Genomic DNA, 24,915 nt, shown 5'->3' with positions numbered 1-24,915 from the left:
GCGATCCATTTTGGTCAAAAAATGATTTTTCGTTTAATTCTTGTTATACTTTCTTTAATAAATCGCTTTCTTGAGAGGAGCGTGAACGACTTGAAAACCTTTAAAGTAGCAGCCTTTTTTTTCGAAAAAATGGGAGAGATGATTCCAGTCCCGCTTCAGGACGGCCTCATTATTAACCGTGAAGATGAACAGCGCTCATGGCTGATCGAGCTGTTTTTACAAGAAGAAGATGTACAGCTGGTCCGTACTTTCGAACAGGATGAGCAGCTGACAGCACGTGTCGCTATTTCACATCGGGGCAATGACCCGGCGATGTTTACCGTATCGATCCGTTCCTTCGAGCTTTTGGAGAATGGTACAAGTATTTTATTTGATGCACAGCTGCGTCAGATGCGAAACGAATATGCCAAGCAGGTTCTTCATTCGCTTGTAGAAGAAGGCCTTTCTGGTGACGAGCTGCTTAAGGCGTTTACAGAAGCTCTCCACAGCCGCCCCAAAGTAGAGCAATAAAAAAACGCCTCCCTTTCAGGGGAAGCGTTCAATCAATGAATAATATCCGACCGGAGTCCGTCCTGGCCAGTTTGAAGCGTCTGCTGAAGCAGCTGGATAATATAAGAGATATCCTGTTTTGTGTATGACTGCATCGGCAGATTTTCATCATACACCTCGGCATACAGCAGCGAAGCCAGTGCTAAGTCCTGTTCATCGGCCGGACTTAGCCCTTCGGCTTTTTTTTTTCGTATTCATTTAAAAAATCAATATAAAAACGGGCTTCCGCTTTACATGAGAAATCGTAATCGGTTCCAAGCTTTTCCTGCTGTGCATTCAATGTCTCAATTTGCTCGGCTGTTGGTTCTTCCGAGAAAATTTTTACGACGACTTGATTGATTTTACCAGCCAGCTCTTCATGAAACCGCGGATCGTTTTTCACATCGTCCGGCACATCATGATACCAGGAAGCATGCTTATGAATATAGCTCTGCCATTCCTTCATGAAATCAGCGGGGCTATAGGCTTCTTCCTCCCACATGATATTGGCCATATATTGTTCAAACGCCGTTGTAATGGAACGGGTAATGCTAATTTTAATACCGTGTGATAAACCACTTAAGATGGACATTGCCAATAGGTACCTCCTAGAAATAGCCTCATTGACTTCTTTAGAATAATAACTCTTATACTCTATCATACTTTTGAACCGGTGACAAAATTTTTTGTTAATAAAAGAAGCACCGGAGACGCTGGCGCCCGATGCTTTCTTTTGATTATTGGTTGTTGTTATTGTTGTTATTGTTGTTGTTTCCGTTATCTTCCAGATCATTCTGACCTTCATCAATGTTCTCTTGCAGATCCTGCTCGCCTTGATCCACACCTTCTTCTACATCCTGCTCGCCTTCATTCACATCTTCCTCTATATCCTGTTCGCCATCCATCACGTCATTTTGCGTATCGGTGCCATTATCCTGCTGTTCCTGCTGATCCTCCTGCTGCTCTTCCTCATCCTGGCCGCCGCCGCACCCAGCTAAAATCATCGTCGCAAGCAAAGAACCGCCCACTAATTTAAATAACTTTGCATTCATCTAAAAAAGCCCCTTTCATTTCTGTAGAATTGATCCTCTTACGTGATGTATTGTTTCCCGCAATTGGTCAAAATATCCGTTTTTTTATAAAAGAGGCACAAGTATAAAATAAAAAGCGGTGCTGCCATATATAAAATGGCAGCACCGCTTTCCTCTATTCCAAAGCAAACATTAAGTCTGCTTCACAAACAAGCTCTCCGTCTACTGTCGCTGTCGCTTTTGCTTTTCCAATCGAGCCGCGCAGGCGTGTCATCTCCACCTCAAGGCGAAGCTGATCGCCCGGGACAACCTGCCGTTTAAACCGGCAGTTATCGATGCCGGCGAAAAAAGCAAGACGGCCTTTGTTTTCTTCTTTTTTCAACATCGCGACTGCACCTACCTGCGCCAGTGCTTCCACGATTAATACGCCCGGCATAACCGGATAGTCCGGAAAATGACCATTAAAAAATTCTTCATTGGCGGTCACGTTTTTAATGCCGACCGCACGCTTTCCTTCCTCGACCTCAAGAATCCGGTCTACAAGCAGAAACGGATAGCGATGCGGAATTGTTTCTTTAATTTCACGAATATCCATACTAGCACCCACCTTAAAAAAGACTGTTTACGACTACGTCATATAAATTCATCCACGTGTCCCATTTAAATACGTCGATCGGGTTTCCATTCCCGATAATACTGTATCCAATCAGCGCACCGATAATGGCGGTCAGGACAATGAAAAACAATGACAAAACAAATCTGCCAAGGGGGGTGAGGCGGGTTTGTTTCGTCCGCTTCAATCCATTTGTCACAATTAATCCTTCCCCTTTATCTGACCCCGTTAATTAAGCCAAGCATTTGATCAGCGATTGAAATCGCCTTTGATTGGAATTGATAAGAGCGCTGGGTAACCATCAGGTCGCTCATTTCCTTTGAAAAGTCAACATTGGACATTTCAAGGGCCCCTGTTTGAATACCCGCCTGCTGGCGCTCAGCCGCATTCAAATTACGCAGAATTTGATTTTCGGCTGTAGCCGGGTTCTCCGGCAGCACAAGCAAATTTTGGGACGCCCGCTCTAAAAATTGCGGCTTGTCTACTTGAACGAGCCCAACCAGGACCCCTGCCTGGTTTTCCATTTCATTCTCAGGCAGCACAATCGGGTTATCCCGTTCATCAAGAACGGGGTATCCTTCCGATGTGACGAGCATCACATTGCCTCCGCCAGCCGGTGTCACAGAAAGCGAGCCGTCTCGTGTGTAATGTACGCGGTTGTTGCCCTGCTCATCCTCTACCAGCACTTTAAAAAACTGATTCGGCTTGGATAGGGCAATATCCAATGTGCGTCCTGTCTGCTGCAGCGTGCCCTGCGTTCCAACCATTTGCGCCTGCGCCATCTGGGCACCGACCCCAAGACGGAGGCCATATGGCGTCAGTCTTCCTACGTCTTCGCTTTGCGGTTCCATATTATTGGCCTGCTGATGAATCAAATCGGCAAACGTGGCTTCGCTTCGTTTGTATCCTGCTGTATTGATGTTCGCGATGTTATTGCTCGTTACGTCCATCTTTTTTTGAAGCTGTGACATCGTATTGACCGCATTGATCATAGTTCTGTTCATTCTGCGTTCTCCTTTACGTTACGCGCCCGATTTCGTTCGCCGCTTTTTCCATGCTGCGGTCGTAAGCAGTCAGCACCTTCTGGTTTGCTTCAAATGAACGGTAAGCTGTCATCATATCGGTCATCGTTCGAGCTGTATCCGTATTGGATCCTTCTAGGGCCGCCTGCTGAATAGAAAACACGGCGTCCTCGCTCTCGAACGCATTTGGAAGAGCTGCTCCATCAATCCGGTACAGGCCGTCTCCCTCTTTCATTAAATCATTTGGGTTTTCGGCATAGGCAACACCGATTTGTGCCACCTGCTGTCCATTTTCCGTGATTCGGCCTGAGCTGTCTACTTCAAATTGATCAGAAGACAGCTGAATCCGGCGTCCTTCTGTATCTTGTACGTAGAAGCCAGAGGCTGTTGTTAAGTATCCTTCCAAATCCAGTGTAAAGTTTCCATTTCTTGTATAACGCGGTTCACCGGCTCCGTTTTGAACGGCAAAGAAAACAGACTCTCCCTGCAAAGCAAGATCTGTTTTCAGCCCTGTTTCCCGAACATCACCCTGACGGAAATTAGGCATTGTTTCTTGTAAGTAGACGCCAGTATTGAGCGCGCCGATTTGCGGCTCAAGCGGCACATTTAATTTATTTTCGACCGGTATAGATGTTTTATCCATCCGCTTTAAAAGCATTTCCGGAAAAGCTCTTACACTCGTCTGGTCTGCTTTGTAGCCCGGTGTATTCGCATTTGACATGTTGTTCGTTAAAATTTCAGTGCGCCGCTGCTGGGCAATCATGCCTGAGGCAGCAGTGTAAAACCCTTTAAACAACTTTTTCACCTCAATTTTTTTAGCAATAGATGCCGTCTTCATTATACAATGGCACCCACTGCATTAACAGAAAATAATAAGAAAAATAGACAGTTTGAGGGAAAATAAATAAAGCTGCTTATAAAAAGCAGCTTTATTTGTTCATATTTTTCTTTTTTTGGAAGAAATCCGATCCATGCTCTCAAGCATAACACCTGTGCCGATGGCTACACAGTCCATTGGGTTCTCAGCCACAAATACTGGTACCTTTAATTCGTCCGCCATTAATTGGTCGATGCCGTGCAAAAGAGCTCCGCCGCCTGTCAGCATCACACCGCGGTCGATAATATCAGCAGACAATTCAGGAGGGGTCTGCTCAAGTACATTTTTAGAGGCCTGGACAATTTGCGCAACAGATTCACGCAATGCCCCTTCAATTTCTACAGAAGTAATTGTTAAAATTTTTGGCAGTCCTGTCATAATGTCACGCCCGCGAATTTCCATTTCTTCATTACGCGAACCTGGATATACCGTTCCGACGTTGATTTTAATCGCTTCTGCTGTCCGCTCACCAATCAAGAGCTTGTACTGCTTTTTCACATAGTTCATAATGTCAGCGTCGAATGTGTTGCCGGCCACTTTAATCGACTCAGCTGTAACAATCGCACCCAGCGACAAAACCGCTACGTCCGTCGTACCGCCGCCGATGTCAATTACCATGTTTCCGCTCGGCTCAAAAATATCCATGCCAGCGCCAACAGCCGCCACCTTCGGCTCTTCTTCCAGATAAACGGTTTTTCCTCCGCTTTTTTCCGCTGCTTCACGAATGGCTTTTTGCTCTACTGCCGTAATTTGTGTCGGGCAGCAAATTAAAATACGCGGCTTTGATAGAAAGCCTTTTACATTTAGTTTATTAATAAAGTGCCTCAGCATCGATTCGGTTACATCAAAATCGGCAATGACTCCATCGCGAAGCGGACGAATGGCTACGATATTGCCCGGTGTCCGGCCGACCATTTGATAAGCTTCTTCTCCTACTGCAAGCACTTTATTTGTGCTTCGGTCCAGTGCGACAACAGATGGTTCGTTTAGGACAATTCCTTGTCCTTTTACGTGAATCAAAACGTTAGCTGTGCCAAGATCAATTCCAATATCCCTTGATAACATGCTTTATTCCCCCTGAATATGCTTTATCTATGCTTATATGAAAGTAGCTTTTTTGCTCCAAATATCTATTTTACCATATATTTAGGAAAGTATGGACAATGAATATCCGTTTTTGCCCATGAAAAAAGGACGCTCTTTTAAAATAGAGACGTCCTTTTTTAGTAGTAGGTTTCAACAATCAGAACATTTGAATGTCAGTTCCCAATTTGTGCTGCGTGAGCCCAGACAGGCCAGTTCCACTTTTGCTTCATCTTGACTCCAGCAGCCAGTCTCGAAGTCATAAGTATCATCAGCTGTGCGTCCAAGAATACCGCTGCTGATGCTGCTGATGCCAGTCGAGCTTACATGGACTGCTTTCGCTTTTGCTTCATCTTAGCTTCAGCAGCCAGCGCCCAAAGTCATATTGACATTGAGTGTTAAACAGACCGCTTCCACTTTTGCTTAGTCGCTTCTCCTCCCCGCAGGTGCCGGACAGATTTATGATAGTGCAAAATATGCTCGACACGAGCGGACAGCTCCGGGTTTACATTCGGCAGCCGTTCCGTTAGATCTTTATGGACGGTGCTTTTTGAAATGCCGAATTCCTTTGCAATGTCCCGGACCGTTTTGTTTGTTTCCACGATATATTTCCCGGCCTTCAGCGCTCTTTCTTTGATGTATTCGCGCACGCACACGCCTCCTTCAGCGGAAACGGGATGAGTGGTGTCGAATGGTTCGGCCATAGGTTTCATCGAATGAAAGTAGACCCATTTCTTTTTACTAACAGTATGCGCATTCCCTGGGAAATATTCATTTCCATTCACTGACGGCCTTTCCATAGAGCGCGGATGGATTTATCAGGTCGCCATCTTTGGTCATTTCAAAGTGAACGTGAATACCCGCTGATTCGTTGAGAATGCTGCGTCCGGCCTCGCCAATTTTTTGTCCCTGGCTGACCTTGTCATCTTTTTTCACTTGAATATCCTTGATCGATTGGAATGTGCTGACTGCCCCATTGCCATGGTCAATTTCAATGTAATTCCCAATGAATGCATCTTCCCGTATATCCGTAACCGTTCCGGAAAGCGGTGCGGATACGGCAAAAGTTTTTCCATTTTCAAGCGCATAGTCTACACCCGTACTTTCGTAGTAGGTGTCGTTAAATACAACGAGCGCTTCTTCCTGCTGGGCTGCTTTTGCTTTTGAATCGTAAAAAGCGGTTTTCGCAATCGCTCCTTCTACAACTGGCATGATCATCTGTTCCGTCTCGACAGTGCCATTCACGCTTTCCGCCGGCTGATCAAACACGGCCGCATCCTCTTTCTTTTCAGGCTTCATTACTTCGTAAAACATAAGACTTGAAATCAATAAAATAGCACAAGCAAGATAAATCACAGGCAGTGCCCGCCGCTTCATAAAGAAGTCTTTTAATTTTGGGGGGAGTGTTTTTTTGCCGCCCTCTTTCATAGTTATCACCTCGACAACCATTTTGGACAGGCAGATGGTTTTTTATACACTTATGCCATAAAATTCCCTAAATCGTACGAAAAATGCCACAATCATAAAGGTTCTCACTGCGTTGGAATGGTAAAATCAAAGAGGAAGATGGAGGTGTGGAAGTGAAAAAAGGAATTCGGTTTTTAATGACGGGACTGCCTGTTTTATATATGGTTGCTATTTGGATCATGTCAGGGCTTCCGCACGATACAATTATGGATTTACCGAATAATAAAGTAGACTTATTTATAAAAGAATCACTTCACCTTGTTGAATTTGCCATTTTGTACGGCCTGATTGTGCTTGCTCTTTTAGCAAATGGAAAGCTGACGCCACTTACCAGCCTGGCTGCAGCAATGTTTGCTTCTTTTTACGGACTGACTGACGAAATTCATCAAGCATTCGTACCGTACCGGTCGGCTACGCTTATTGATGCAGTCAAAGACGTAACCGGTGTTACGATTGCGTTTTTAGCCGTTAATTATTTTTATTTCGAGCGCAAATCACGTATCGGCCGCTGGCTGGCAGGCTTCGGTGAATGGACACGTCCGCAGTAAATGCGGACGTGTTTTTTCGTTTATTTTAAGAAAGACTGAACATCTGCTATTTGAGCACCCGGATAATAATGGGCTGTAATATCCTTGTAGTTTTCCCCTTCTTTTGCCATCCCGTTAGCTCCGTATTGGCTCATCCCCACTCCGTGTCCATATCCTTTCGTTTCTACGATCACATCGCTGCCTTTAACCGTCATGTTAAAGTCCGCAGAAGGCAGACCAAGGGCTTCTCTTATTTCCCGGCCTGTAAATGATTGGCCGTCAATTAAAATGCTGCCGATACGCCCGCCAGTTGTTTTATCCATTACCGTACCGACTTCCCCCGATGAAGGCAGAGACACATCCAGCTTTTCCTCTACTTCTTGTTTGGTCAGAACGAGTTCTTGTTCAAAATTAGGGGCAGATTCATCCCATGGACTCGCGACACTGATTAAATAGGGGGCTGCTGACTGCCAGTATTCTTCAGCATTTTCCGTCTGTCCATTGCCAGAGGAAAAAAATGCAGCTGTAATTGGTTGTCCATCATAAACGAGTACTTCCCCTTCTGTTTCATCTGCAGCCTCTTCAATCTTCGCTTTGTTTTTCTTAAAATCGGCTCCCCACATTTTTTTCTGGTCATCTTCATCTTTAAATACCTGGTCATCTACGGTATCCGTTACGTCCTGCCCTTTCAGCGTTTCCGTTAAAATAAAGGTACGCGCTGCGACAGCCTGGGCTTTTAACGCTTCTTTCTCAAAAGAAGCCGGCATTTCAGCTGCTACTACTCCTGCCACATACTCCTCAAGCGGAACAGATTCAGTTTTTTGCGTGTCAGACCGAATAACCTCTACAGTCGGCTCTTTCTCCTCCTTCTTTGGCGCCGTCTTTTGTCCGTCCGTCAGCCACAGGCCGGCAGCTGGAATCGCAATAGCTGTAACGACGATCAGTAAAAAAGCGAAAAACGGCTTTTTCAACAAATTTCCCTCCTTGCTGTATAAAAAGGGATATGCACGACTATAATGATTATGACCGAACATAAAAAACCGCCTGCATCTGCAGACGGTTTTCATAAAAGTAGGAATAAAGATAAATTCAGCTTTTCACCGCAACTGGTGTTTCTGCTGCTTCTGATACACGCTCGATATCCGCACCAAGCGCCGCAAGTTTGCCATGGAAATTCACGTATCCACGATCAAGATGCTTTAGTTCTGTAACGCGTGTATAGCCGTCAGCCACAAGACCTGCGATAATCAACGCTGCCGCAGCACGTAAGTCTGTTGCTGCTACCTCCGCTCCCTGTAAATCTGATGGACCGTCAATGATAACGGAACGGCCTTCAATTTTTGCATTTGCGTTCATACGGCGGAATTCTTCCACATGCATAAAACGATTTTCAAAGACTGTTTCGGTAATGACGCCTGTTCCTTCTGCTTTCAGCATAAGAGCCATCATTTGAGATTGCATATCTGTTGGGAAGCCAGGATGCGGCATCGTTTTAATATCGACCGATTTCATTTTTTCAGGACCGATTACACGAATGCCATTGCTTTCTTCAATGACTTGGATACCCATCTCACGCATTTTAGCGATCAATGAAGACATATGCTCTGCTACAGCACCTTCAATCAGCACGTTTCCGCCTGTGATGGCTGCCGCTGTCATAAAAGTACCTGCTTCAATACGGTCTGGAATGATGGCGTGGTCTGCACCAGTCAAGACCTCAACGCCTTCAATCCGAATGGTTTCTGTACCGGCACCGATTACTTTGCCGCCCATTTTGTTGATTAAGTTTGCAAGATCCACGATTTCCGGCTCTTTCGCCGCGTTCTCAAGGATCGTTGTCCCTTCTGCCAGCGCAGCAGCTGTCATAATGTTTTCAGTTGCGCCAACGCTTGGGAAATCCAAATAGATTTTTGCGCCTTTTAAGCGTCCATCTGTTTCAGCATCGATAAAACCGTTTTCTACCTTAACACGGGCGCCCATTGCTTCAAACCCTTTTAAGTGCTGATCGATGGGACGCGACCCAATGGCACAGCCGCCCGGCAGTGCCACACGTGCTTTCCCATTTCGTGCTAAAAGTGCGCCCATCACTAATACAGAGGCACGCATTTTACGAACGTATTCGAATGGCGCTTCAATAAGAAGTTCTTTTGTCGCATCAACGGTTACGGTATTGTTTTCAAACGTGACTTCGCAATTTAAGTGGCGTAGTACTTCATTAATTGTATATACATCGGATAAAGTAGGTACGTCACGAATGACACACTTTCCTTCTCCTGCAAGCATAGTTGCTGCGATAACCGGCAGCACCGAATTTTTTGCTCCTTCAACTTTGACGGTACCGTTCAACTGACGGCCGCCGCGGACGATAATTTTGTCCAAACTGTTCCCCTCCGCGTCCTTTTCTATTATACATATTCAAATCAGTGGACTGACGTGCCAGTCCTGTCCAATGTCTTTTCGTAACTTCGACAAAACTTCTTAAAGTTTACCATTCAAATTGTTTGTTTAACAAGGGAAATTCCTCACAATTTGTAGAGACTTTGTGAAAAATTTCAAAAGAGGCGCCTTTTTTTGTTTTCCCGCCTAATGAGAGAACAAACCTAAATTGCTTGTTTTTTCACAAATTGTCTTCATCCAATTTAAATGATTTTCCCCAAAAAGGCAAGTATCCTACGTATACCCGGGCTTAAAACAGTAAAGGAAGCTGGCGGGCCCACTGCAGGTAGTTTAAAAAGAAGCTGCTGACGGCAGATCCGATCGCAATGGAAAGCAGCAAATACAGCATTCGTGCCCTTGCCACCTGGTTTTTGCGAAAGAGCTGGTCAAGCCGGAGCGACTGCAGCGCCCAGAATGACAAGCCGATGCAAAAAAGGCTGAGAAACATACTGAACAGTGCTTCCTGTCCAAATGATTCAATCATATGATTTCTCCTTAATTTAATATATTGTGATTGTATATAAGAGGTGATAGCAGCCTGCAACGCGAGTGGTTCGTCATCATTTGAAAGCTGCTGATCTAATGAGGCATGTGCTGCGTAATGCAGGCGCAGCTCAAAAAACCATAACACTTTTCTTCCCTATAATAAGAAAAAAGCTGTCACAATCGCCAAGCGACGGACAGCTTTTTTCTTATAAATTTCCTTGAGAAGCATTGATGCGGTTTATCGCACGTCTCAATGCCAATTCGGCACGTTTAAAATCGACGTTATCCTGGTTGTCTTGAAGCCGCTGCTCAGCACGACGCTGGGCTTCTTGTGCACGGGAAAGGTCGATGTTTTCCGCTTTTTCAGCAGCCTGCGCTAATATCGTTACCTGATCCGGACGAACTTCGAGAAAGCCGCCGCTGATAGCGACCAATTCCGATTGCTTGCCGCCTGTTACTAACCGGACTACACCGATTTGTAAGGGAGCGACCATCGGGACGTGGCCGGCCATGATACCGAGGTCACCGCTTTGTGCTCTTGCACTAAGGAGTTCAACCGTTGTATCGAGGACCGGACCGTCAGGAGTGACGATATTGACGTTAAATGTCTTCATAACTTAACCTCCTGATCCCTATATTAAACGTTTGCACCCATTTCTTGTGCTTTTGCCACTACTTCTTCAATGCCGCCGACTAAACGGAACGCATCTTCAGGAAGATTATCATGTTTACCATCCAAGATTTCACGGAATCCACGTACTGTATCTTTTACTTGTACATAAGAACCTTTTTGTCCTGTAAACTGCTCTGCCACGTGGAAGTTTTGAGAAAGGAAGAATTGAATACGGCGCGCACGCGCAACAGTCAATTTATCATCCTCTGACAACTCATCCATACCGAGGATTGCAATGATATCCTGCAATTCTCTGTAGCGCTGCAATGTTTGCTGTACAGCACGAGCTACTGAGTAGTGCTCTTCACCAACGATTTCCGGTGAAAGGGCGCGTGATGTTGAAGCAAGCGGATCTACCGCAGGGTAAATACCCATCTCAGAAAGTTTACGCTCAAGGTTTGTTGTTGCATCCAAGTGAGCGAACGTTGTTGCCGGAGCCGGATCCGTGTAGTCATCGGCTGGGACATAAATCGCCTGGATAGATGTAACGGAACCAACGTTTGTTGATGTAATACGCTCTTGAAGCTGACCCATTTCTGTTGCCAATGTTGGCTGGTAACCTACCGCAGATGGAAGGCGTCCAAGAAGGGCTGATACTTCAGAACCTGCTTGAGTGAAACGGAAAATGTTATCGATAAAGAACAGTACGTCCTGTCCTTGTTCGTCACGGAAATGTTCCGCCATTGTCAGACCCGTCAAAGCTACACGCATACGTGCGCCCGGCGGCTCGTTCATTTGGCCGAAAACCATCGCTGTTTTTGAAATAACGCCTGAATCGCTCATTTCGTGGAAAAGGTCATTTCCTTCACGTGTACGCTCACCAACACCGGCGAATACGGAAATACCGCCGTGCTCTTGAGCGATGTTGTTGATCAATTCCTGAATAAGTACCGTTTTACCTACACCGGCGCCACCGAACAAACCGATTTTACCACCTTTGATGTAAGGCGCAAGAAGGTCAACAACTTTAATTCCTGTTTCTAGAATCTCAACTTCTGTTGAAAGCTGGTCAAAAGTAGGCGCCTGGCGGTGAATCGCATCGCGGCGTGCTCCTTCTTCGAGTGGTTTCTCATCGATTGGTTCACCAAGGACGTTGAATACACGTCCAAGCGTCACATCTCCAACCGGTACCGAAATCGCGCTTCCTGTATCAATTACTTCCTGGTTACGCTGAAGGCCATCTGTTGATGCCATCGCGATCGCACGAACAGAATCGTCGCCAAGATGCGTAGCGACTTCTAACGTAAGCTCCGTACCGGCTTCAGAACCGATTTGAACTTTTAAGGCGTTATAAATGGCAGGAAGTTGACCGTTTTCGAATTTAACGTCAACAACCGGACCCATAACTTGAAGAACGCGTCCTTTGTTCATCTTTTTCCCTCCTGTTTGGTTAGCTTCATTCTATATAGGGACGTAAACCGCCCATTTTTAATCTACTCGAGTGCTGCTGCCCCGCCGACAATTTCCGTAATTTCCTGGGTAATAGCGGCTTGACGCGCACGGTTGTATTGAAGTGTCAACGTGCGGATAAGCTCTTTCGCGTTATCGGTTGCATTCTGCATGGCCGTCATACGCGCTGCGTGCTCACTCGCTTTTCCGTCAAGAAGTGCTCCATAAATCAAGCTTTCTGCATACTGAGGAAGCAAGACTTCAAGAATCTCTTCTGCGGAAGGTTCAAATTCATATGAAGAAAGACGCCCGCCAGATGCTTGAATATCTGTCAGCGGCAATACTTTCTTAGCCGTTACATCCTGCTGGATTGCATTGACGAAATGGCTGTAGTACATATAAAGCTCGTCATAAGCTCCCTCTGAGAAAAGATCGACTGTTTTTCGGACGATCTCTTTTACATCCGCAAAAGACGGCTGATCCGGAAGACCCGTAACGCTTTCAATGGTGTCGATGCCCCGGATACGGAAGAAATCCCGTCCGACACGCCCGATCGCAATGACTACGTACTCGTCTTTTGATGTATGACGTTCTTGAATACGTTTATAAACAGAACGCAAAATACTGCTGTTATAAGCTCCCGCCAAACCACGGTCCGATGTAATAACAAGGTACCCGGTTTTTTTAACGGGGCGGGAGACAAGCATCGGATGTTTTACATCTTTACTGCCGAGCGCAATTGACGCAACCACTTCCTGAATTTTATCCATATACGGAACAAATGACTTCGCATTCATTTCTGCACGGTTCAATTTAGAAGCAGATACCATTTGCATGGCTTTCGTAATCTGACTCGTCTTTTTTGTCGATGTAATACGTGTTTGTATATCGCGTAACGATGCCACTTTCTCTCACCACCCTTTTGTGTTTGATAACGCAGGAAGGGGCGGACGTCCGATGAGACGGTACCGCCCTTCTTCTGCTCTTATTCGGATTTCACAAACGATTTTTTAAACTCGTTGATTGCTGCTTTCAACTCGTCATCAGACGGAAGTTCTTTCGTTGTGCGAATATGATCATACACATTCGTGTGGTTTTTATCGAGCCAGTGCAGTAATTCGTCTTCGAAACGAGTGATATCAGAAACCGGAATATCATCAAGATGGCCACGTGTTAATGCATAAAGAATAACAACCTGGCGCTCAACTTTAAGCGGTTTGTTCAAATCCTGTTTCAATACTTCAACTGTACGTGCGCCACGGTTTAGTTTTGATTGCGTAATTGCATCAAGATCTGAACCAAACTGAGCAAATGCTTCAAGCTCACGGTACGCAGCAAGGTCTAGACGCAGTGTACCTGCTACCTTTTTCATCGCCTTGATCTGCGCTGAACCACCAACACGTGATACAGAAAGACCCGCGTTAATCGCCGGACGAACACCTGAGAAGAACAAGTCAGACTGCAGGAAGATCTGTCCGTCTGTGATAGAGATAACGTTCGTTGGAATGTAAGCAGAAATATCTCCCGCCTGTGTTTCAACGAATGGAAGTGCTGTAATAGAACCTGCACCAAGTTCATCGTTCAACTTCGCTGCACGCTCAAGCAGGCGTGAATGCAAGTAGAATACGTCACCAGGATATGCCTCGCGGCCTGGAGGACGGCGAAGAAGAAGGGAAAGTTCACGGTATGCAGCCGCTTGTTTTGAAAGATCATCATATACGATCAAAACGTGCTTGCCGTTGAACATAAAGTCTTCTGCCATAGAAACGCCCGTGTATGGCGCAAGGAACAACATCGGAGCTGGTGAAGAAGCAGATGCCGTTACAACGATTGTGTAATCAAGTGCACCGTGTTTGCGAAGAGTTTCCACCGCATTACGAACTGTTGATTCTTTTTGACCAATCGCAACATAGATACAAACCATATCCTGGTCACGCTGGTTTAAGATTGTATCAATCGCAACCGTTGTTTTACCTGTTTGACGGTCACCGATGATTAATTCACGCTGTCCGCGGCCGATTGGTACAAGCGCATCAATCGCTTTGATACCTGTTTGAAGCGGCTCATGAACAGATTTACGAGCCATAACGCCTGTTGCCGGGCTTTCGATTGGACGTGTTTTTGTTGTGTTGATTGGACCAAGACCGTCGACTGGCTGGCCAAGAGAGTTTACAACGCGGCCGATTAGCTCTTCGCCAACCGGAACTTCCATGATGCGGCCTGTGCGGCGCACTTCATCGCCTTCTTTGATGCCTGTATAAGGACCAAGAATAATAATACCTACGTTGTTTTCTTCCAGGTTTTGAGCCATACCCATAACGCCGTTTGAGAACTCAAGAAGCTCCCCTGCCATAACGTTGTCGAGGCCATGAGCACGTGCGATACCGTCCCCAACCTGGATGACAGTACCGACGTCGCTAACTGTAATATCGGTCTGGAAGTTTTCAATTTGCTTTTTTATCAGCGCACTGATTTCTTCAGCTTTGATGCTCATGCATGTCACCCCTCAATTTCTTTTTGTAAAATGTATTTTGCTTCTGATTTCGTTTATAAATTCGTCGTTAATTGCTTTTGAAGACGATCTAGCTTGCCTTGCAGTGTTCCATCAAAAATACGGTTCCCAATTCGAACTTTTAATCCGCCCAAAACATTCGAATCGACAATATTTTCAATAGTTAACGTTTGTTTGCCGACTTTACGGGCAAACGTTTGAGACACACTTGCTGCCTCTGCTTCTGTTAACGGCCGTGCCGAGTACACAATGGCCTCTGCCATGCCGCGTTCTTCATTAGAAAGCTGAATAAACTCTTCACATACTGTCCCGATCTCATCGGCGCGACGGCGCTCAACAAGAAGCTTCAGTGTGTTCAAAACCGCTGTTGATGCGTGAGCGGCTAGTGTGTTTACAAGTGCCTGCTTGTCTGCCAGCGATAAATTCGGTGACTCGAGTGCTTTGGCAACCTCACCGTTTTCTTCGATGACTTCTTTTACAATGCGCACTTCCTGATCAAATTTTGCTACCTGATTATTTTCTTTTGCCAGTTCAAAAAGCGCGATCGCGTAGCGTTTTGCCGCTCCGGATTTACTCATCGCTCTTCGCCTGCCTCTTTAATAAGATAGTCGTTGATCATTTTTTCCTGATCTGCTTCTGAAAGATCTTTTTCAATCACTTTCGATGCGATCATTACTGAAAGTGAAGCTACTTGCTCACGAAGCGTGCTCATTGCTTTGTCACGCTCTTGTGCGATTTCAAGCTTCGCCATTTCTTTTAAGCGTTCAGATTCAGCGCGAGCTGCAGCCAAAATGTCGGCTTTTTGTTCTTCTGCTAATTTCTTGGCGTTTTCAATCGTGTTTTGTGCTTCAAGGCGGGCTGATTTAGCTTCCGCACGTGTTTGTTCTAATAATTGATTCGCTTCTGTACGGCTTTTTTCTGCTGCATCGATTTCAGATGAGATTAAGTCCGCACGCTCCTGCATAATGCCCATTAATGGAGCCCATGCAAATTTTTTCAGCAATGCGAGCAAGATAATGAACATGATTAACTGGAAAAAGATATCACCAGTGTTTAATCCGCCACCTGCTCCAAGTACAAATGAATTTGTCGTCACGATTTTCACTCCCTTCAACAGCTTCATCCCCGAATGGGAAAAATATGTTCCTTTTTTACATAAAGGAATGGCGAAGGCTCGCATTTAGAATGTGATCTTCGCCATTCAAAAGGCCAGCCGGAATTCATGCCGGGGCTTTTCATATCCTTTATCTGCCTAACTTCAGGTGAATGACTGTCCTCTCTGCCGGAAGCCGGATCACGATCCGGGCAGAAAAATCATTCACCAATGTTTAATTGTCGTTATAAAACCGGCTTCTTGGGTATAACTAGATAAAGGCATGTGCGTCCATTTGTCAAAACCGCTTCGAAAGCGTGTTTATTACTGAGCGCTTGCCATGAATGCAATAACAACGGCGATGATAGGAATCGCCTCAACAAGGGCAATACCGATGAACATGATTGTTTGAAGAGTGCTGCGAGCTTCTGGCTGACGAGCTACCCCTTCAATTGTTTTTGATACGATAAGACCGTTACCTACACCGGCTCCAACGGCCGCTAAACCAACTGCAATTGCTGCTGCTAAAAAACCCATTGTAATTTTTCCTCCTTATTATTAAAAGCTTGATTTACTTGGAAATGAATCATTTCCAAGCAGCTAGATATATTAATGGTCATGACTCACTTTGTGCGAGATGTAAACCATCGTTAACATAGTAAAGATAAATGCCTGGATTGAGCCAACGAAAAGCGAGAAGCCCTGCCATGCAAGTGTTGGCAGAATGGCTGCTAAATGGCCTCCAACTCCAACCGCCAGGGAAGCTGACAGTAATGAAAGAAGGATTTCACCAGCGTAAATGTTTCCGTAAAGCCGCAGACCCAATGTCAGCGTGTTTGCAAATTCTTCAATCAACTTCAGCGGAAGCATAAACCACATTGGACGGAAAAAGTCCTTGCCGTATTCAGAGATCCCTTTCATACGGACTGCATAATAATGTGTAAGTGCGACCACCATAACCGCAAGTGTCATCGTCACAGCCGGATCGGCTGTTGGCGACTTCCACCATAAGTGATTGTCATAAACGATTGAAAATGGAAGGCCAAGCATATTGGAAACAAAGATATACATAATCAATGTAATTCCAAGAACGTGAAACCGGCCGCCTGTTTTCCAATCCATATTGCTTTTGATGATTCCTTTAACAAAATCCATAACCCACTCGATAAAGTTTTGCATTCCTGTCGGCCTTAGGGCCAACGTGCGAGTTGAGATCACCGCGAGCAAAAACACTATCACACTGGCAATTGTAATCATTAATACGTTCGCCAGATTAAAGGTCAGCGTAATCCCAAATAAATCGAGATTCGCTATTGGAGCCTCGTGATGCAAATTATTTCACCTCTTTCCGGATCATACGTTTTATAAAGTGCTGGATTACAAAATCTATCATAATCACTGCATAAGCAGTCATTAATCCCAAAATAGTACTGATCATATGAAACTGTTCGGGGTTTCGGAGGGCAATAATCGCGGCTAGTGCAGCGGTGGCGATTCGTGTTGATGTGCCAAGCCGCGGCGGTTTTAAGTCGTTATCGACTGCTTTGTTAAAGCGCAGCATCCGCCTGGAGATGAGCCAGTGATTGCACATACTGAGTATCGTGCCGAGAATCAGTCCGGCAAAAATACTTTGTGCTGACGTAAAGCCCCATCCGAGAACAAAAATAGACAAAAGGTAAAACAGATACATTCTTTGTCTTCTAATAGATTGCTGGAGTTCGGACATAAATGGCTAGTCTCCTGAATTGAAATAATGAAGGGTACGGAACATTGCATAAACGCCTGCAAAAAGGCCTGCCAGCAGTCCGACAATTAAAAAGAGGGGCATAGTACTCAACCGTTTATCAAGAGCAAGGCCCCCGAAAATGCCAATTAGCATAGAGCCAGCAAGCTGGGCAAGTATTGTGGTGTAAATGGCTATGGATCGGAATGGCTTTTTGTTGTTCATCCCGCACCTCGCTGATTCAGTAAATTGGCGAAAAAAGAACCAGAAAAAAACGGTTACACTATGTATAAAACCCATTGTCCTTACCCTTTGTTAGCATACAATAGGGCTTTTTCAATGTCAATGTGTTGGGAACGAAAACCTCAAGTTATCATGTACATATTTCACAAAATGCTCATACTTTTTTCATTTTTTTCCGAACATTTATGTAGAATAGAAAAAAGTCGTCCGCTATTTGGGACGACTTTTTCCTTCTTATTTCACTTCAAACCGTTCCGGCTTGTTTGGATCCGCTCCAAAATAATAGCGAATTGCATCGCAAATGCGCCGTGATGCTTCCCCGTCTCCATATGGATTAGAAGCTTTGGACATTTTGTCGTATGCTTGCTGATCCGTTAACAGCTCAGAAGCAAGAGAGTAAATCGTTTCTTCTTCTGTGCCGGCAAGTTTCAGCGTTCCGGCTTCAATCCCTTCCGGACGCTCTGTTGTATCGCGCAGTACAAGAACCGGTACACCAAGTGAAGGAGCTTCTTCCTGCACGCCGCCTGAATCTGTCAGGATGATATGGGCACGTTCAGCAAAGTTGTGGAAATCAATCACATCAAGCGGTTCGATCAAATGAATGCGCGGATCATTTCCTAAAATAGAATCCGCTGTTTCACGCACAACCGGATTTAAATGAACCGGATAAACAACTTGAATGCCTTCGTGATCCTCTACAAGACGCTTGATGGCACGGAACATGTTTTTCATCGGTTCGCCAAGATTTTCGCGGCGGTGCGCTGTCATTAATACAAGCCGGTCATCGCCCAGCTTCTCAAGCACCTCATGCGTATACTCTTCTTTAACCGTTGTTTTCAGCGCGTCGATCGCTGTATTGCCTGTTACGAAAATAGACTCCGGCTTCTTATTTTCATTTAATAAGTTTTGTTCAGACTGTGCCGTCGGTGAAAAATGAAGGTCCGCCATTACACCTGTCAGCTGGCGATTCATTTCTTCAGGGAACGGTGAATACTTATTCCATGTACGAAGACCCGCTTCCACATGACCCACTGCAATTTGATTGTAAAAAGCAGCAAGCCCCGCTACAAACGTGGTCGTTGTATCACCGTGAACGAGTACGATATCCGGCTGGACTTCTTTCATGACTCCATCAAGCCCTTCAAGTCCGCGCGTCGTTACATCGATCAGCGTCTGGCGGTCTTTCATAATATTTAAATCATAATCGGGTGTAATATTGAAAATGTTCAGCACTTGATCGAGCATTTGGCGGTGCTGGGCTGTTACCGTAACAATGGCTTCAAATTCGTCTGGACGCTTTTTCAGTTCCAAAACGAGCGGAGCCATTTTAATTGCTTCCGGCCGCGTGCCGAAAATCGTCATTACTTTAATCGGGCGATCCATTCTCTCCACCTGCTTTTCTTTATTTTGTTCCGAATAAACGGTCACCGGCATCGCCGAGACCCGGTACAATGTAGCCTTTTTCGTTTAATTTTTCATCCAGTGATGCAATGTAAATGTCTACGTCCGGGTGTGCTTCTTTTAATAGCTCTACCCCTTCTGGAGCGGCAATCAGGCACATAAATTTAATGTTTTTTGCGCCGCGCTTTTTCAAGGAATGAATGGCTTCAATCGCAGAGCCGCCTGTTGCAAGCATCGGATCCACCACGATAAAATCGCGATCCTCTACATCGGATGGCAGCTTTACATAATATTCAACCGGCTGAAGCGTTTCCGGATCACGGTATAAACCGACATGGCCTACTTTTGCAGCAGGGATCAGCTTAAGTACACCGTCTACCATTCCAATGCCTGCACGCAAAATCGGCACAATTCCAAGCTTTTTACCGGCAAGCACCATCGCTTTTGCATCACAAACCGGTGTCTGCACCGTTACTTCTTCAAGCGGCAGGTCCCGTGTAATTTCAAACGCCATCAGTGTGGCTACTTCGTCTGTTAGTTCACGAAAATCTTTCGTGCCTGTGTTTTTATCGCGAATCATTGTCAGCTTATGTTGAATAAGCGGATGATCGAATACATAAACTTTTCCCATCAAGTTCACTCCTCGTTTATACGGTCCTACAAAATCATCCTTATTTTACTCCAAAAGCAAAGGACGGGCAACCGAGGGGGATAAAGCGCTTCTTTGGAACATAAAAAAACTGCCGGCAAATGCCGGCAGTTTTTATTTGATTATGCTTCTTGGTAAAGTGAGTATTTTGATGTTAAAGCAACAACGCGTTCTGCTGACTCTTTCAACGCTGCTTCATCTTCATGATTTTTCAATGTTTTTGCAATGATTGAAGCCACTTCATCCATTGCAGCAAGATCGAATCCACGCGATGTAACCGCTGCTGTACCGATACGAATACCACTTGTTACAAATGGGCTTTCCGGATCGTATGGAATCGTGTTTTTGTTTACCGTAATGCCCACTTCATCAAGCACTGCTTCTGCTACTTTTCCTGTTAAGCCAAGGGAACGAAGATCGATCAAAAGAAGGTGGTTATCTGTTCCGCCTGACACGATATCGATGCCTTCTGCTTTCAAGCCTTCTGCAAGACGGCTTGCGTTGTCAATGATGTTTTGCGCATACGTTTTGAAATCATCCTGAAGTGCTTCTTTAAATGCAACAGCTTTTGCAGCGATTACGTGCATAAGCGGGCCGCCTTGAATACCAGGGAAGATTGATTTATCAAACTTTTTGCCAAACTCTTCTGTTGACAAAATCATACCGCCGCGTGGACCGCGAAGCGTTTTGTGTGTTGTTGTCGTTACAAAGTGAGCGTAAGGAACTGGGTTTTGGTGAAGGCCTGCTGCCACAAGGCCGGCAATGTGTGCCATATCCACCATTAAGTAAGCGCCCACTTCATCTGCGATTTCACGGAATTTAGCAAAGTCAATTGCACGCGGGTACGCACTTGCACCAGCAACGATCAATTTTGGCTTGTGCTCAAGTGCTTTTTGGCGAACATCTTCATAATCGATTACTTGCTCTTCTTTTGTTACGCCGTACTCAACGAAGTTGTACTGAACGCCGCTGAAGTTAACCGGGCTTCCGTGTGTTAAGTGACCGCCATGAGATAAATTCATGCCAAGAACCGTGTCGCCTGCTTCTAATACTGCAAAGTAAACACCCATGTTTGCCTGTGCACCTGAATGCGGCTGAACGTTTACATATTCTGCACCAAAAAGTTCTTTTGCACGATCGCGTGCCAAGTCTTCTACTACATCCACGTGCTCGCAGCCGCCATAGTAGCGTTTGCCTGGGTAGCCTTCTGCGTATTTATTCGTTAAAACCGAACCTTGTGCTTCCATTACTGCTTCTGATACAAAGTTTTCTGAAGCAATCAGTTCAATCTTTGTCTGCTGGCGTTTCAGCTCATCCTGAATTGCTGCAAATACAGCCGGGTCCTGCGCTTGAATTTTGCTCATCGTTGTTCCCCTTCCCAATCTATAAAATAGTTCATGCGAGTTGTCCTTAAAATCCTCTTTCATAATAACATGTTTCCCGAATCTTTCAACCGCATTTTTTGTTTTTTTACGCTTTTTCGTTAAAAAATGAGCTTTTTCTTTTTGAAAACGAGCTCATTTCTTAACATTCTGTTCCGTCGAAATCATTTACATTCGTTTTTTCATATACCGCTCTCGGCCCGCCGATCAATTTAGGACGTGTTCTGGCCATGGTGACATGCGCAGCGCCGACTGAATTTCCCGACGTCCGGACCGGCACGGCTACATGTTTTAAGTGCATGCCGATCAATGTATCGCCAATATCAATTCCACCGTCCGCTTTAACGAATTCAACGAGTACACAGTTTTTTTGCCGGTAGGCATAAGCAGCCATGGCTCCGCCGGCAGTCCGCACCGGCACAGCTGCTACTTCTTCATAGCCGAATCGCTGTGCCGCTTCCCGTTCAATTACGACCGCTCTATTTAAATGCTCACAGCATTGAAAAGCTAAATGAACACCTGTTTTTTCCGCGAAGGCATGCAGCACCTCATAAAGAGCAGCTGCTGTCTCATCTGTACCGGCTGTACCGATCCGGCCGCCGGCTACTTCCGATGTAGAACAGCCTACAATAAACAGCTGTCCTTTTTGAAATTGAGCTTGTTCCTGCAGCTCTGAAAGAAGGGACTCGAGTTCCTGTTTCCAAACCGTAAGCCGATCCATTACTGTCCGCTTCTTTCTTCATATTCGGCAATTTTGCCGATCCGCGTGGCATGTCGTCCGGCTTCAAAATCAGTTGTCAGCCACATTTGGGCAATTTCCCGTGCAAGCCCCGGTCCAATCACGCGCTCGCCCATTGCAATTAAATTTGTGTCGTTATGCTGGCGTGTCAGTTTAGCGCTATATACATCATGCACAAGCGCGCAGCGGGCTCCTTTTACTTTATTGGCTGCAATGGACATCCCAATGCCTGTTCCGCAAATTAAAATGCCGCGGTCAAATTCACCTGCGGCGACTTTTTCCGCTACTGGAAGAGCGTAGTCTGGATAATCAACGGATGTGGCGCACTCACAGCCAAAATCCTCATACTCAATGCCGAGTTCTTCCATTAGTGTTTTGATTTCTTCGCGAATATTGATTCCGCCATGATCTGATGCGATGGCTACCTTCATATCCAAGACTCCTTTCAAGCTTTTTTGTTTTATTTTCTCATACTTCGCAGGGAAACTACAGTTTAAAACGTGTAATGACAGACTTGAGCGCAGCTGCCTGCTCCTCCAGCTTTTGGCTGATGCTGCCGATTTCATGAATCACATCTGACTGCATTTGTGCCGCATGGGTCACTTCATTTGCTCCAGCGGAGGTTTCTTCGGCAATGGCAGCCACCTCTTGAGACTGGTGCGTCGTTTGTTCAATTTTGTCCATCTGCCGATCGACAAGCGTAGAAATTCCCTCGACTTCGGCAGCCATACTCATAATCGCTGCGCCAATTTGGCCAACCGCTTCCTGAGCCGACGCTCCTTTTTGAACCCCTTCTTCTGCCGCCTTTGCCTGATCCGTAATTTTCTGGACAACATGATCGACCTCAAGCTGAATCTGCTTTACAAGGTCAGAAATGCTTTTGACCGCTGTGGCACTTTCATCTGCAAGCTTGCGGACTTCTTCCGCTACTACAGCAAACCCTTTTCCATGTTCCCCGGCGCGTGCCGCTTCAATGGACGCATTGAGCGCCAATAGATTGGTTTGAGCAGCAATATCTCCTACCAGGCTGATCACGCTGCCGACCTTGCGGGCATTTTCTTCGAGCGACCGGACCGCTTCCAGCGACTCCGTGTTGTCAGCCGCAAGCCCGTCCATTCCGGAGATAAGCAATTGAAATGTTTCTCTACTTGTGTCTAGCTCGCCAACCATACTCCCCGCTTTTTGAGCGGACTCTCTCGCTTTTCTTTGTACATCTCCAGCAATTTCGGCTACTTCTTCCATTGCTTCTGCTGTTGCCTGTACAGCAAGAGCGGAACTTTCGGCACCGCTGGCAATTTCCTCTGCTGTTTGTGCCATGCTCCCAGCCTGATGCACAGCCTGGCCGCTGATCTGTGCGATATAGCCGACGCTTTCATCTGTAATAGCAAAGTTGCTTTCGATGCTTTGTACCATCATTCGTAAATTTGTAAGCATCTCGTTAAATGCTAAAGCGAGTGCACGAATTTCATCATCACTATTCGGAAGAGCGACTTCTTGTTCAATTCTTCCTGAAGCCGCCTCCCGAGCGGCTGCTTCAAGCCTGATAATCGGCTTTACAAAATAAGCCGCGGCAAAATAAGCTAAAACAGCTGACCAAAAAATACCGAACGCAAGTGTAGCAATCGTAAAAGCCATTTCGTTTATATGCGAAAAGTAAGCCGGATAAATAAAATACATAAATAATGCACTGAAGGTATACGTAATAAGGGCAAGCAGCGTCACAAGCAGAACCAGTTTTTTTCGAATGCTGAATGAATACGCCTTTTTTTCTCTCATTTTTCGGATTCTCTTTCCAGCCACCTGCTTATGTAGTGATCAAGCTCTTCAAATGTTTTTCGGTACTCCGCGTCTGGACCGCCAAATGGATCGACTACGTCTCCGTCCGCTTCCTTCAGCGGTCTTACTTTATCCCGAAACTGCGGGAAATGAACGTCAATCAGCTGTTTATGTGACGATGTCATCGTCATGACAAGATCTGCCCATTTGAGCAGTTCTTCTGTGACTTGGGCGGCGGCGTGATTGTGTGGAATCCCTTTTTCATTTAAAACAACACTCGTTCCCCTTGAAGCAGGTGCGCCTGGACTCGCGTACAATCCAGCTGATTTCACTTCCCAGTCTGGCTTCTTTTGGCGTAAAATGGCTTCCGCCATTGGACTGCGGCATGTATTGCCTGTGCATACGAATAAAATTTTCATAGTGACCACCTTTGCATACGTTTTCTTTCATTATAATGGATTAAATTACAGTAAAATAGTCCTTTTCTATTTGAAAAGGACTTCGTCATGTGAATATCCATTTTAACCCAATTAATAACAAAAACACACCTCCTGCTGCTTCTCCAACCTTTCCCGCTGCTGTACTAATCCGGCTGCTGAGCAGCAGGCCGGCCATGGTCATGACGCCGGAGAATACCCCAAAGCTCATCACCGCTATGGACTTGTCCATCCCGAGCACACCAAGCGACAATCCCGTTGAAAAGCTGTCCATACTTACTCCGAAGGCAAACAGCATTATACCGATACCGGCCGGCTTTTCTTGTTCTTCCTGCCTGAAAAAGGAAAGCACCATCTGCAGACCGGTAATAACAAGAACCAGCCCGCCCGCTGAAAACAGAATATCCCCAAATCTTCCGTGCAGGAAGTTACCTGCTGTCATGCTGGCAGCAGGAAGGATAACATGCATAATACCGACTGCAGCACTCAGCTTGAGTTTGTCCCATAGTCCCATACGTCTCATTCCAACAGCCAGGGCTGCACCAAATGCGTCTGCCGACAGTGCTAATGATAAAATAAAAATATCCATGCTTATCTATATGCCGAGCGGTGTTTTCTATAACCGGCGCCATGCAGGAATCATAACGATAAACACGCTCTCAGATTTACTTTTTCTTTCGTATAAAAACAATCTTTTAGCTGCTGTATAGGACGCTGCCGCCCAGGGTTATGCTTAAGGATAGAAAAACCTGATGTTGATTCCATTTTATTTGATGTATATTTCTCACACAGCAGACCGCTGAACAAGACCTGCGCACCAAATGAAAA

Annotated in this window: 32 protein-coding genes; 2 read left to right on the top strand and 30 right to left on the bottom strand. The window is 45.6% G+C overall.

The window, feature by feature from the left end; translation table 11 throughout:
• Positions 1-90: 90 nt before the first annotated feature.
• Positions 91-510: a YwpF family protein gene (locus RG959_RS05210; RefSeq protein ID WP_342796216.1), complete on the top strand. Its 420-nt coding sequence runs from the start codon at positions 91-93 to the stop codon at positions 508-510.
• A 205-nt stretch (positions 511-715) separates the two neighbouring features.
• Here RG959_RS05210 and RG959_RS05205 read toward each other — a convergent pair whose 3' ends face one another.
• The 9 genes from RG959_RS05205 to RG959_RS05165 all read right to left on the bottom strand — a co-directional run bounded on the left by RG959_RS05205 (position 716) and on the right by RG959_RS05165 (position 6,582).
• Positions 716-1,120, bottom strand: a complete 405-nt coding sequence (locus RG959_RS05205; protein WP_342796426.1) for a hypothetical protein — start codon at positions 1,118-1,120, stop codon at positions 716-718.
• A gap of 145 nt (positions 1,121-1,265) precedes the next feature.
• Complete coding sequence (locus RG959_RS05200) at positions 1,266-1,580, bottom strand: hypothetical protein (RefSeq protein WP_342796215.1); 315 nt, start codon at positions 1,578-1,580, stop codon at positions 1,266-1,268.
• Positions 1,581-1,734: 154 nt separating this feature from the next.
• Positions 1,735-2,154, bottom strand: coding sequence for a 3-hydroxyacyl-ACP dehydratase FabZ (gene fabZ / locus RG959_RS05195; RefSeq protein WP_050183344.1), 420 nt, complete (start codon positions 2,152-2,154; stop codon positions 1,735-1,737).
• Between the two features lie 13 nt (positions 2,155-2,167).
• The gene (locus RG959_RS05190) at positions 2,168-2,371 is read right to left on the bottom strand and encodes a DNA-directed RNA polymerase subunit beta (protein WP_342796214.1); all 204 of its coding nucleotides are present in this window, start codon (positions 2,369-2,371) and stop codon (positions 2,168-2,170) included.
• 16 nt (positions 2,372-2,387) lie between these two features.
• Positions 2,388-3,176 (bottom strand): flagellar hook-basal body protein, encoded by a 789-nt coding sequence (locus RG959_RS05185; protein ID WP_342796213.1) that lies wholly within the window; start codon positions 3,174-3,176, stop codon positions 2,388-2,390.
• Between the two features lie 13 nt (positions 3,177-3,189).
• Positions 3,190-3,990, bottom strand: a complete 801-nt coding sequence (locus tag RG959_RS05180) for a flagellar hook-basal body protein (protein WP_342796425.1) — start codon at positions 3,988-3,990, stop codon at positions 3,190-3,192.
• Between the two features lie 141 nt (positions 3,991-4,131).
• A complete protein-coding gene (gene mreB / locus RG959_RS05175; RefSeq protein ID WP_251271619.1) occupies positions 4,132-5,136 on the bottom strand; it encodes a rod shape-determining protein in 1,005 nt (334 codons plus the stop codon).
• Between the two features lie 416 nt (positions 5,137-5,552).
• Complete coding sequence (spoIIID, locus tag RG959_RS05170; protein WP_251271617.1) at positions 5,553-5,804, bottom strand: sporulation transcriptional regulator SpoIIID; 252 nt, start codon at positions 5,802-5,804, stop codon at positions 5,553-5,555.
• Positions 5,805-5,925: 121 nt separating this feature from the next.
• Positions 5,926-6,582, bottom strand: coding sequence for a peptidoglycan DD-metalloendopeptidase family protein (locus RG959_RS05165; protein ID WP_342796212.1), 657 nt, complete (start codon positions 6,580-6,582; stop codon positions 5,926-5,928).
• Positions 6,583-6,734: 152 nt separating this feature from the next.
• On the opposite strand from RG959_RS05165, the gene RG959_RS05160 reads away from it, so the two are divergent.
• Positions 6,735-7,169 (top strand): VanZ family protein, encoded by a 435-nt coding sequence (locus RG959_RS05160; RefSeq protein ID WP_342796211.1) that lies wholly within the window; start codon positions 6,735-6,737, stop codon positions 7,167-7,169.
• 20 nt (positions 7,170-7,189) lie between these two features.
• Here RG959_RS05160 and spoIID read toward each other — a convergent pair whose 3' ends face one another.
• The 21 genes from spoIID to RG959_RS05055 all read right to left on the bottom strand — a co-directional run bounded on the left by spoIID (position 7,190) and on the right by RG959_RS05055 (position 24,676).
• Entirely contained in the window at positions 7,190-8,119 is a 930-nt protein-coding gene (gene spoIID, locus RG959_RS05155; RefSeq protein WP_342796210.1) for a stage II sporulation protein D, read from the bottom strand.
• Between the two features lie 118 nt (positions 8,120-8,237).
• A complete protein-coding gene (murA, locus tag RG959_RS05150) occupies positions 8,238-9,527 on the bottom strand; it encodes a UDP-N-acetylglucosamine 1-carboxyvinyltransferase (RefSeq protein ID WP_342796209.1) in 1,290 nt (429 codons plus the stop codon).
• A gap of 307 nt (positions 9,528-9,834) precedes the next feature.
• Positions 9,835-10,215: a DUF1146 family protein gene (locus tag RG959_RS05145; RefSeq protein ID WP_342796208.1), complete on the bottom strand. Its 381-nt coding sequence runs from the start codon at positions 10,213-10,215 to the stop codon at positions 9,835-9,837.
• Positions 10,216-10,276: 61 nt separating this feature from the next.
• Entirely contained in the window at positions 10,277-10,684 is a 408-nt protein-coding gene (locus RG959_RS05140; RefSeq protein ID WP_242232768.1) for a F0F1 ATP synthase subunit epsilon, read from the bottom strand.
• A 23-nt stretch (positions 10,685-10,707) separates the two neighbouring features.
• Positions 10,708-12,114 carry a F0F1 ATP synthase subunit beta gene (gene atpD, locus RG959_RS05135; protein ID WP_342796207.1) on the bottom strand — a complete coding sequence of 469 codons (1,407 nt, stop codon included), beginning with the start codon at positions 12,112-12,114 and terminating at the stop codon, positions 10,708-10,710.
• Between the two features lie 62 nt (positions 12,115-12,176).
• Positions 12,177-13,037: a F0F1 ATP synthase subunit gamma gene (locus RG959_RS05130; RefSeq protein ID WP_315694045.1), complete on the bottom strand. Its 861-nt coding sequence runs from the start codon at positions 13,035-13,037 to the stop codon at positions 12,177-12,179.
• A gap of 80 nt (positions 13,038-13,117) precedes the next feature.
• Positions 13,118-14,626, bottom strand: a complete 1,509-nt coding sequence (gene atpA, locus RG959_RS05125; protein ID WP_242232765.1) for a F0F1 ATP synthase subunit alpha — start codon at positions 14,624-14,626, stop codon at positions 13,118-13,120.
• 53 nt (positions 14,627-14,679) lie between these two features.
• On the bottom strand, positions 14,680-15,222 hold the full coding sequence (locus RG959_RS05120; RefSeq protein ID WP_342796206.1) for a F0F1 ATP synthase subunit delta: 543 nt from the start codon (positions 15,220-15,222) through the stop codon (positions 14,680-14,682).
• The gene (gene atpF, locus RG959_RS05115; protein ID WP_242232763.1) at positions 15,219-15,740 is read right to left on the bottom strand and encodes a F0F1 ATP synthase subunit B; all 522 of its coding nucleotides are present in this window, start codon (positions 15,738-15,740) and stop codon (positions 15,219-15,221) included. The genes RG959_RS05120 and atpF overlap by 4 nt, the downstream gene beginning before the upstream one ends.
• A gap of 321 nt (positions 15,741-16,061) precedes the next feature.
• Entirely contained in the window at positions 16,062-16,274 is a 213-nt protein-coding gene (atpE, locus tag RG959_RS05110) for a F0F1 ATP synthase subunit C (RefSeq protein WP_255821825.1), read from the bottom strand.
• A gap of 72 nt (positions 16,275-16,346) precedes the next feature.
• Complete coding sequence (gene atpB, locus RG959_RS05105; protein WP_342796205.1) at positions 16,347-17,069, bottom strand: F0F1 ATP synthase subunit A; 723 nt, start codon at positions 17,067-17,069, stop codon at positions 16,347-16,349.
• A 1-nt stretch (position 17,070) separates the two neighbouring features.
• Complete coding sequence (locus RG959_RS05100) at positions 17,071-17,463, bottom strand: ATP synthase subunit I (RefSeq protein WP_315694039.1); 393 nt, start codon at positions 17,461-17,463, stop codon at positions 17,071-17,073.
• Positions 17,464-17,469: 6 nt separating this feature from the next.
• Positions 17,470-17,685 carry an AtpZ/AtpI family protein gene (locus RG959_RS05095; RefSeq protein ID WP_342796204.1) on the bottom strand — a complete coding sequence of 72 codons (216 nt, stop codon included), beginning with the start codon at positions 17,683-17,685 and terminating at the stop codon, positions 17,470-17,472.
• 252 nt (positions 17,686-17,937) lie between these two features.
• Positions 17,938-19,086 (bottom strand): non-hydrolyzing UDP-N-acetylglucosamine 2-epimerase, encoded by a 1,149-nt coding sequence (gene wecB / locus RG959_RS05090; protein WP_315694037.1) that lies wholly within the window; start codon positions 19,084-19,086, stop codon positions 17,938-17,940.
• Between the two features lie 19 nt (positions 19,087-19,105).
• The gene (gene upp / locus RG959_RS05085) at positions 19,106-19,735 is read right to left on the bottom strand and encodes a uracil phosphoribosyltransferase (RefSeq protein ID WP_309089271.1); all 630 of its coding nucleotides are present in this window, start codon (positions 19,733-19,735) and stop codon (positions 19,106-19,108) included.
• 140 nt (positions 19,736-19,875) lie between these two features.
• Entirely contained in the window at positions 19,876-21,117 is a 1,242-nt protein-coding gene (gene glyA, locus RG959_RS05080) for a serine hydroxymethyltransferase (RefSeq protein WP_342796203.1), read from the bottom strand.
• Between the two features lie 160 nt (positions 21,118-21,277).
• Entirely contained in the window at positions 21,278-21,856 is a 579-nt protein-coding gene (locus RG959_RS05075; protein WP_342796202.1) for a TIGR01440 family protein, read from the bottom strand.
• Positions 21,856-22,305, bottom strand: coding sequence for a ribose 5-phosphate isomerase B (gene rpiB, locus RG959_RS05070; RefSeq protein ID WP_242232755.1), 450 nt, complete (start codon positions 22,303-22,305; stop codon positions 21,856-21,858). The genes RG959_RS05075 and rpiB overlap by 1 nt, the downstream gene beginning before the upstream one ends.
• 55 nt (positions 22,306-22,360) lie before the next feature.
• Positions 22,361-23,650: a methyl-accepting chemotaxis protein gene (locus RG959_RS05065; RefSeq protein ID WP_342796201.1), complete on the bottom strand. Its 1,290-nt coding sequence runs from the start codon at positions 23,648-23,650 to the stop codon at positions 22,361-22,363.
• Positions 23,647-24,069, bottom strand: coding sequence for a low molecular weight protein arginine phosphatase (locus RG959_RS05060; RefSeq protein ID WP_342796200.1), 423 nt, complete (start codon positions 24,067-24,069; stop codon positions 23,647-23,649). The genes RG959_RS05065 and RG959_RS05060 overlap by 4 nt, the downstream gene beginning before the upstream one ends.
• Positions 24,070-24,154: 85 nt before the next feature.
• Positions 24,155-24,676, bottom strand: a complete 522-nt coding sequence (locus RG959_RS05055; RefSeq protein WP_251271589.1) for a manganese efflux pump MntP — start codon at positions 24,674-24,676, stop codon at positions 24,155-24,157.
• Positions 24,677-24,915: the final 239 nt, after the last annotated feature.

It is taken from the genome of Domibacillus sp. 8LH (genome assembly GCF_038806185.1).
GTDB lineage: Bacteria > Bacillota > Bacilli > Bacillales > Domibacillaceae > Domibacillus > Domibacillus indicus_A.
The sequence above is the reverse complement of the archived record's forward strand: the minus strand, read 5'-3'. Positions and strand labels throughout refer to the sequence as shown.

Coding starts and splice junctions, on each gene's coding strand:
- RG959_RS05140 (WP_242232768.1), bottom strand. CDS start 10,684: ATGAAGACATTTAACGTCAATATCGTCACTCCTGACGGTCCGGTCCTC.
- RG959_RS05075 (WP_342796202.1), bottom strand. CDS start 21,856: ATGGATCGGCTTACGGTTTGGAAACAGGAACTCGAGTCCCTTCTTTCA.
- fabZ (WP_050183344.1), bottom strand. CDS start 2,154: ATGGATATTCGTGAAATTAAAGAAACAATTCCGCATCGCTATCCGTTT.
- RG959_RS05095 (WP_342796204.1), bottom strand. CDS start 17,685: ATGAACAACAAAAAGCCATTCCGATCCATAGCCATTTACACCACAATA.
- RG959_RS05065 (WP_342796201.1), bottom strand. CDS start 23,650: ATGAGAGAAAAAAAGGCGTATTCATTCAGCATTCGAAAAAAACTGGTT.
- RG959_RS05060 (WP_342796200.1), bottom strand. CDS start 24,069: ATGAAAATTTTATTCGTATGCACAGGCAATACATGCCGCAGTCCAATG.
- mreB (WP_251271619.1), bottom strand. CDS start 5,136: ATGTTATCAAGGGATATTGGAATTGATCTTGGCACAGCTAACGTTTTG.
- atpE (WP_255821825.1), bottom strand. CDS start 16,274: ATGGGTTTTTTAGCAGCAGCAATTGCAGTTGGTTTAGCGGCCGTTGGA.
- wecB (WP_315694037.1), bottom strand. CDS start 19,086: ATGGATCGCCCGATTAAAGTAATGACGATTTTCGGCACGCGGCCGGAA.
- RG959_RS05120 (WP_342796206.1), bottom strand. CDS start 15,222: ATGAGTAAATCCGGAGCGGCAAAACGCTACGCGATCGCGCTTTTTGAA.
- upp (WP_309089271.1), bottom strand. CDS start 19,735: ATGGGAAAAGTTTATGTATTCGATCATCCGCTTATTCAACATAAGCTG.
- RG959_RS05055 (WP_251271589.1), bottom strand. CDS start 24,676: ATGGATATTTTTATTTTATCATTAGCACTGTCGGCAGACGCATTTGGT.
- rpiB (WP_242232755.1), bottom strand. CDS start 22,305: ATGAAGGTAGCCATCGCATCAGATCATGGCGGAATCAATATTCGCGAA.
- RG959_RS05205 (WP_342796426.1), bottom strand. CDS start 1,120: ATGTCCATCTTAAGTGGTTTATCACACGGTATTAAAATTAGCATTACC.
- glyA (WP_342796203.1), bottom strand. CDS start 21,117: ATGAGCAAAATTCAAGCGCAGGACCCGGCTGTATTTGCAGCAATTCAG.
- RG959_RS05200 (WP_342796215.1), bottom strand. CDS start 1,580: ATGAATGCAAAGTTATTTAAATTAGTGGGCGGTTCTTTGCTTGCGACG.
- RG959_RS05185 (WP_342796213.1), bottom strand. CDS start 3,176: ATGAACAGAACTATGATCAATGCGGTCAATACGATGTCACAGCTTCAA.
- atpD (WP_342796207.1), bottom strand. CDS start 12,114: ATGAACAAAGGACGCGTTCTTCAAGTTATGGGTCCGGTTGTTGACGTT.
- atpA (WP_242232765.1), bottom strand. CDS start 14,626: ATGAGCATCAAAGCTGAAGAAATCAGTGCGCTGATAAAAAAGCAAATT.
- RG959_RS05100 (WP_315694039.1), bottom strand. CDS start 17,463: ATGTCCGAACTCCAGCAATCTATTAGAAGACAAAGAATGTATCTGTTT.
- RG959_RS05165 (WP_342796212.1), bottom strand. CDS start 6,582: ATGAAAGAGGGCGGCAAAAAAACACTCCCCCCAAAATTAAAAGACTTC.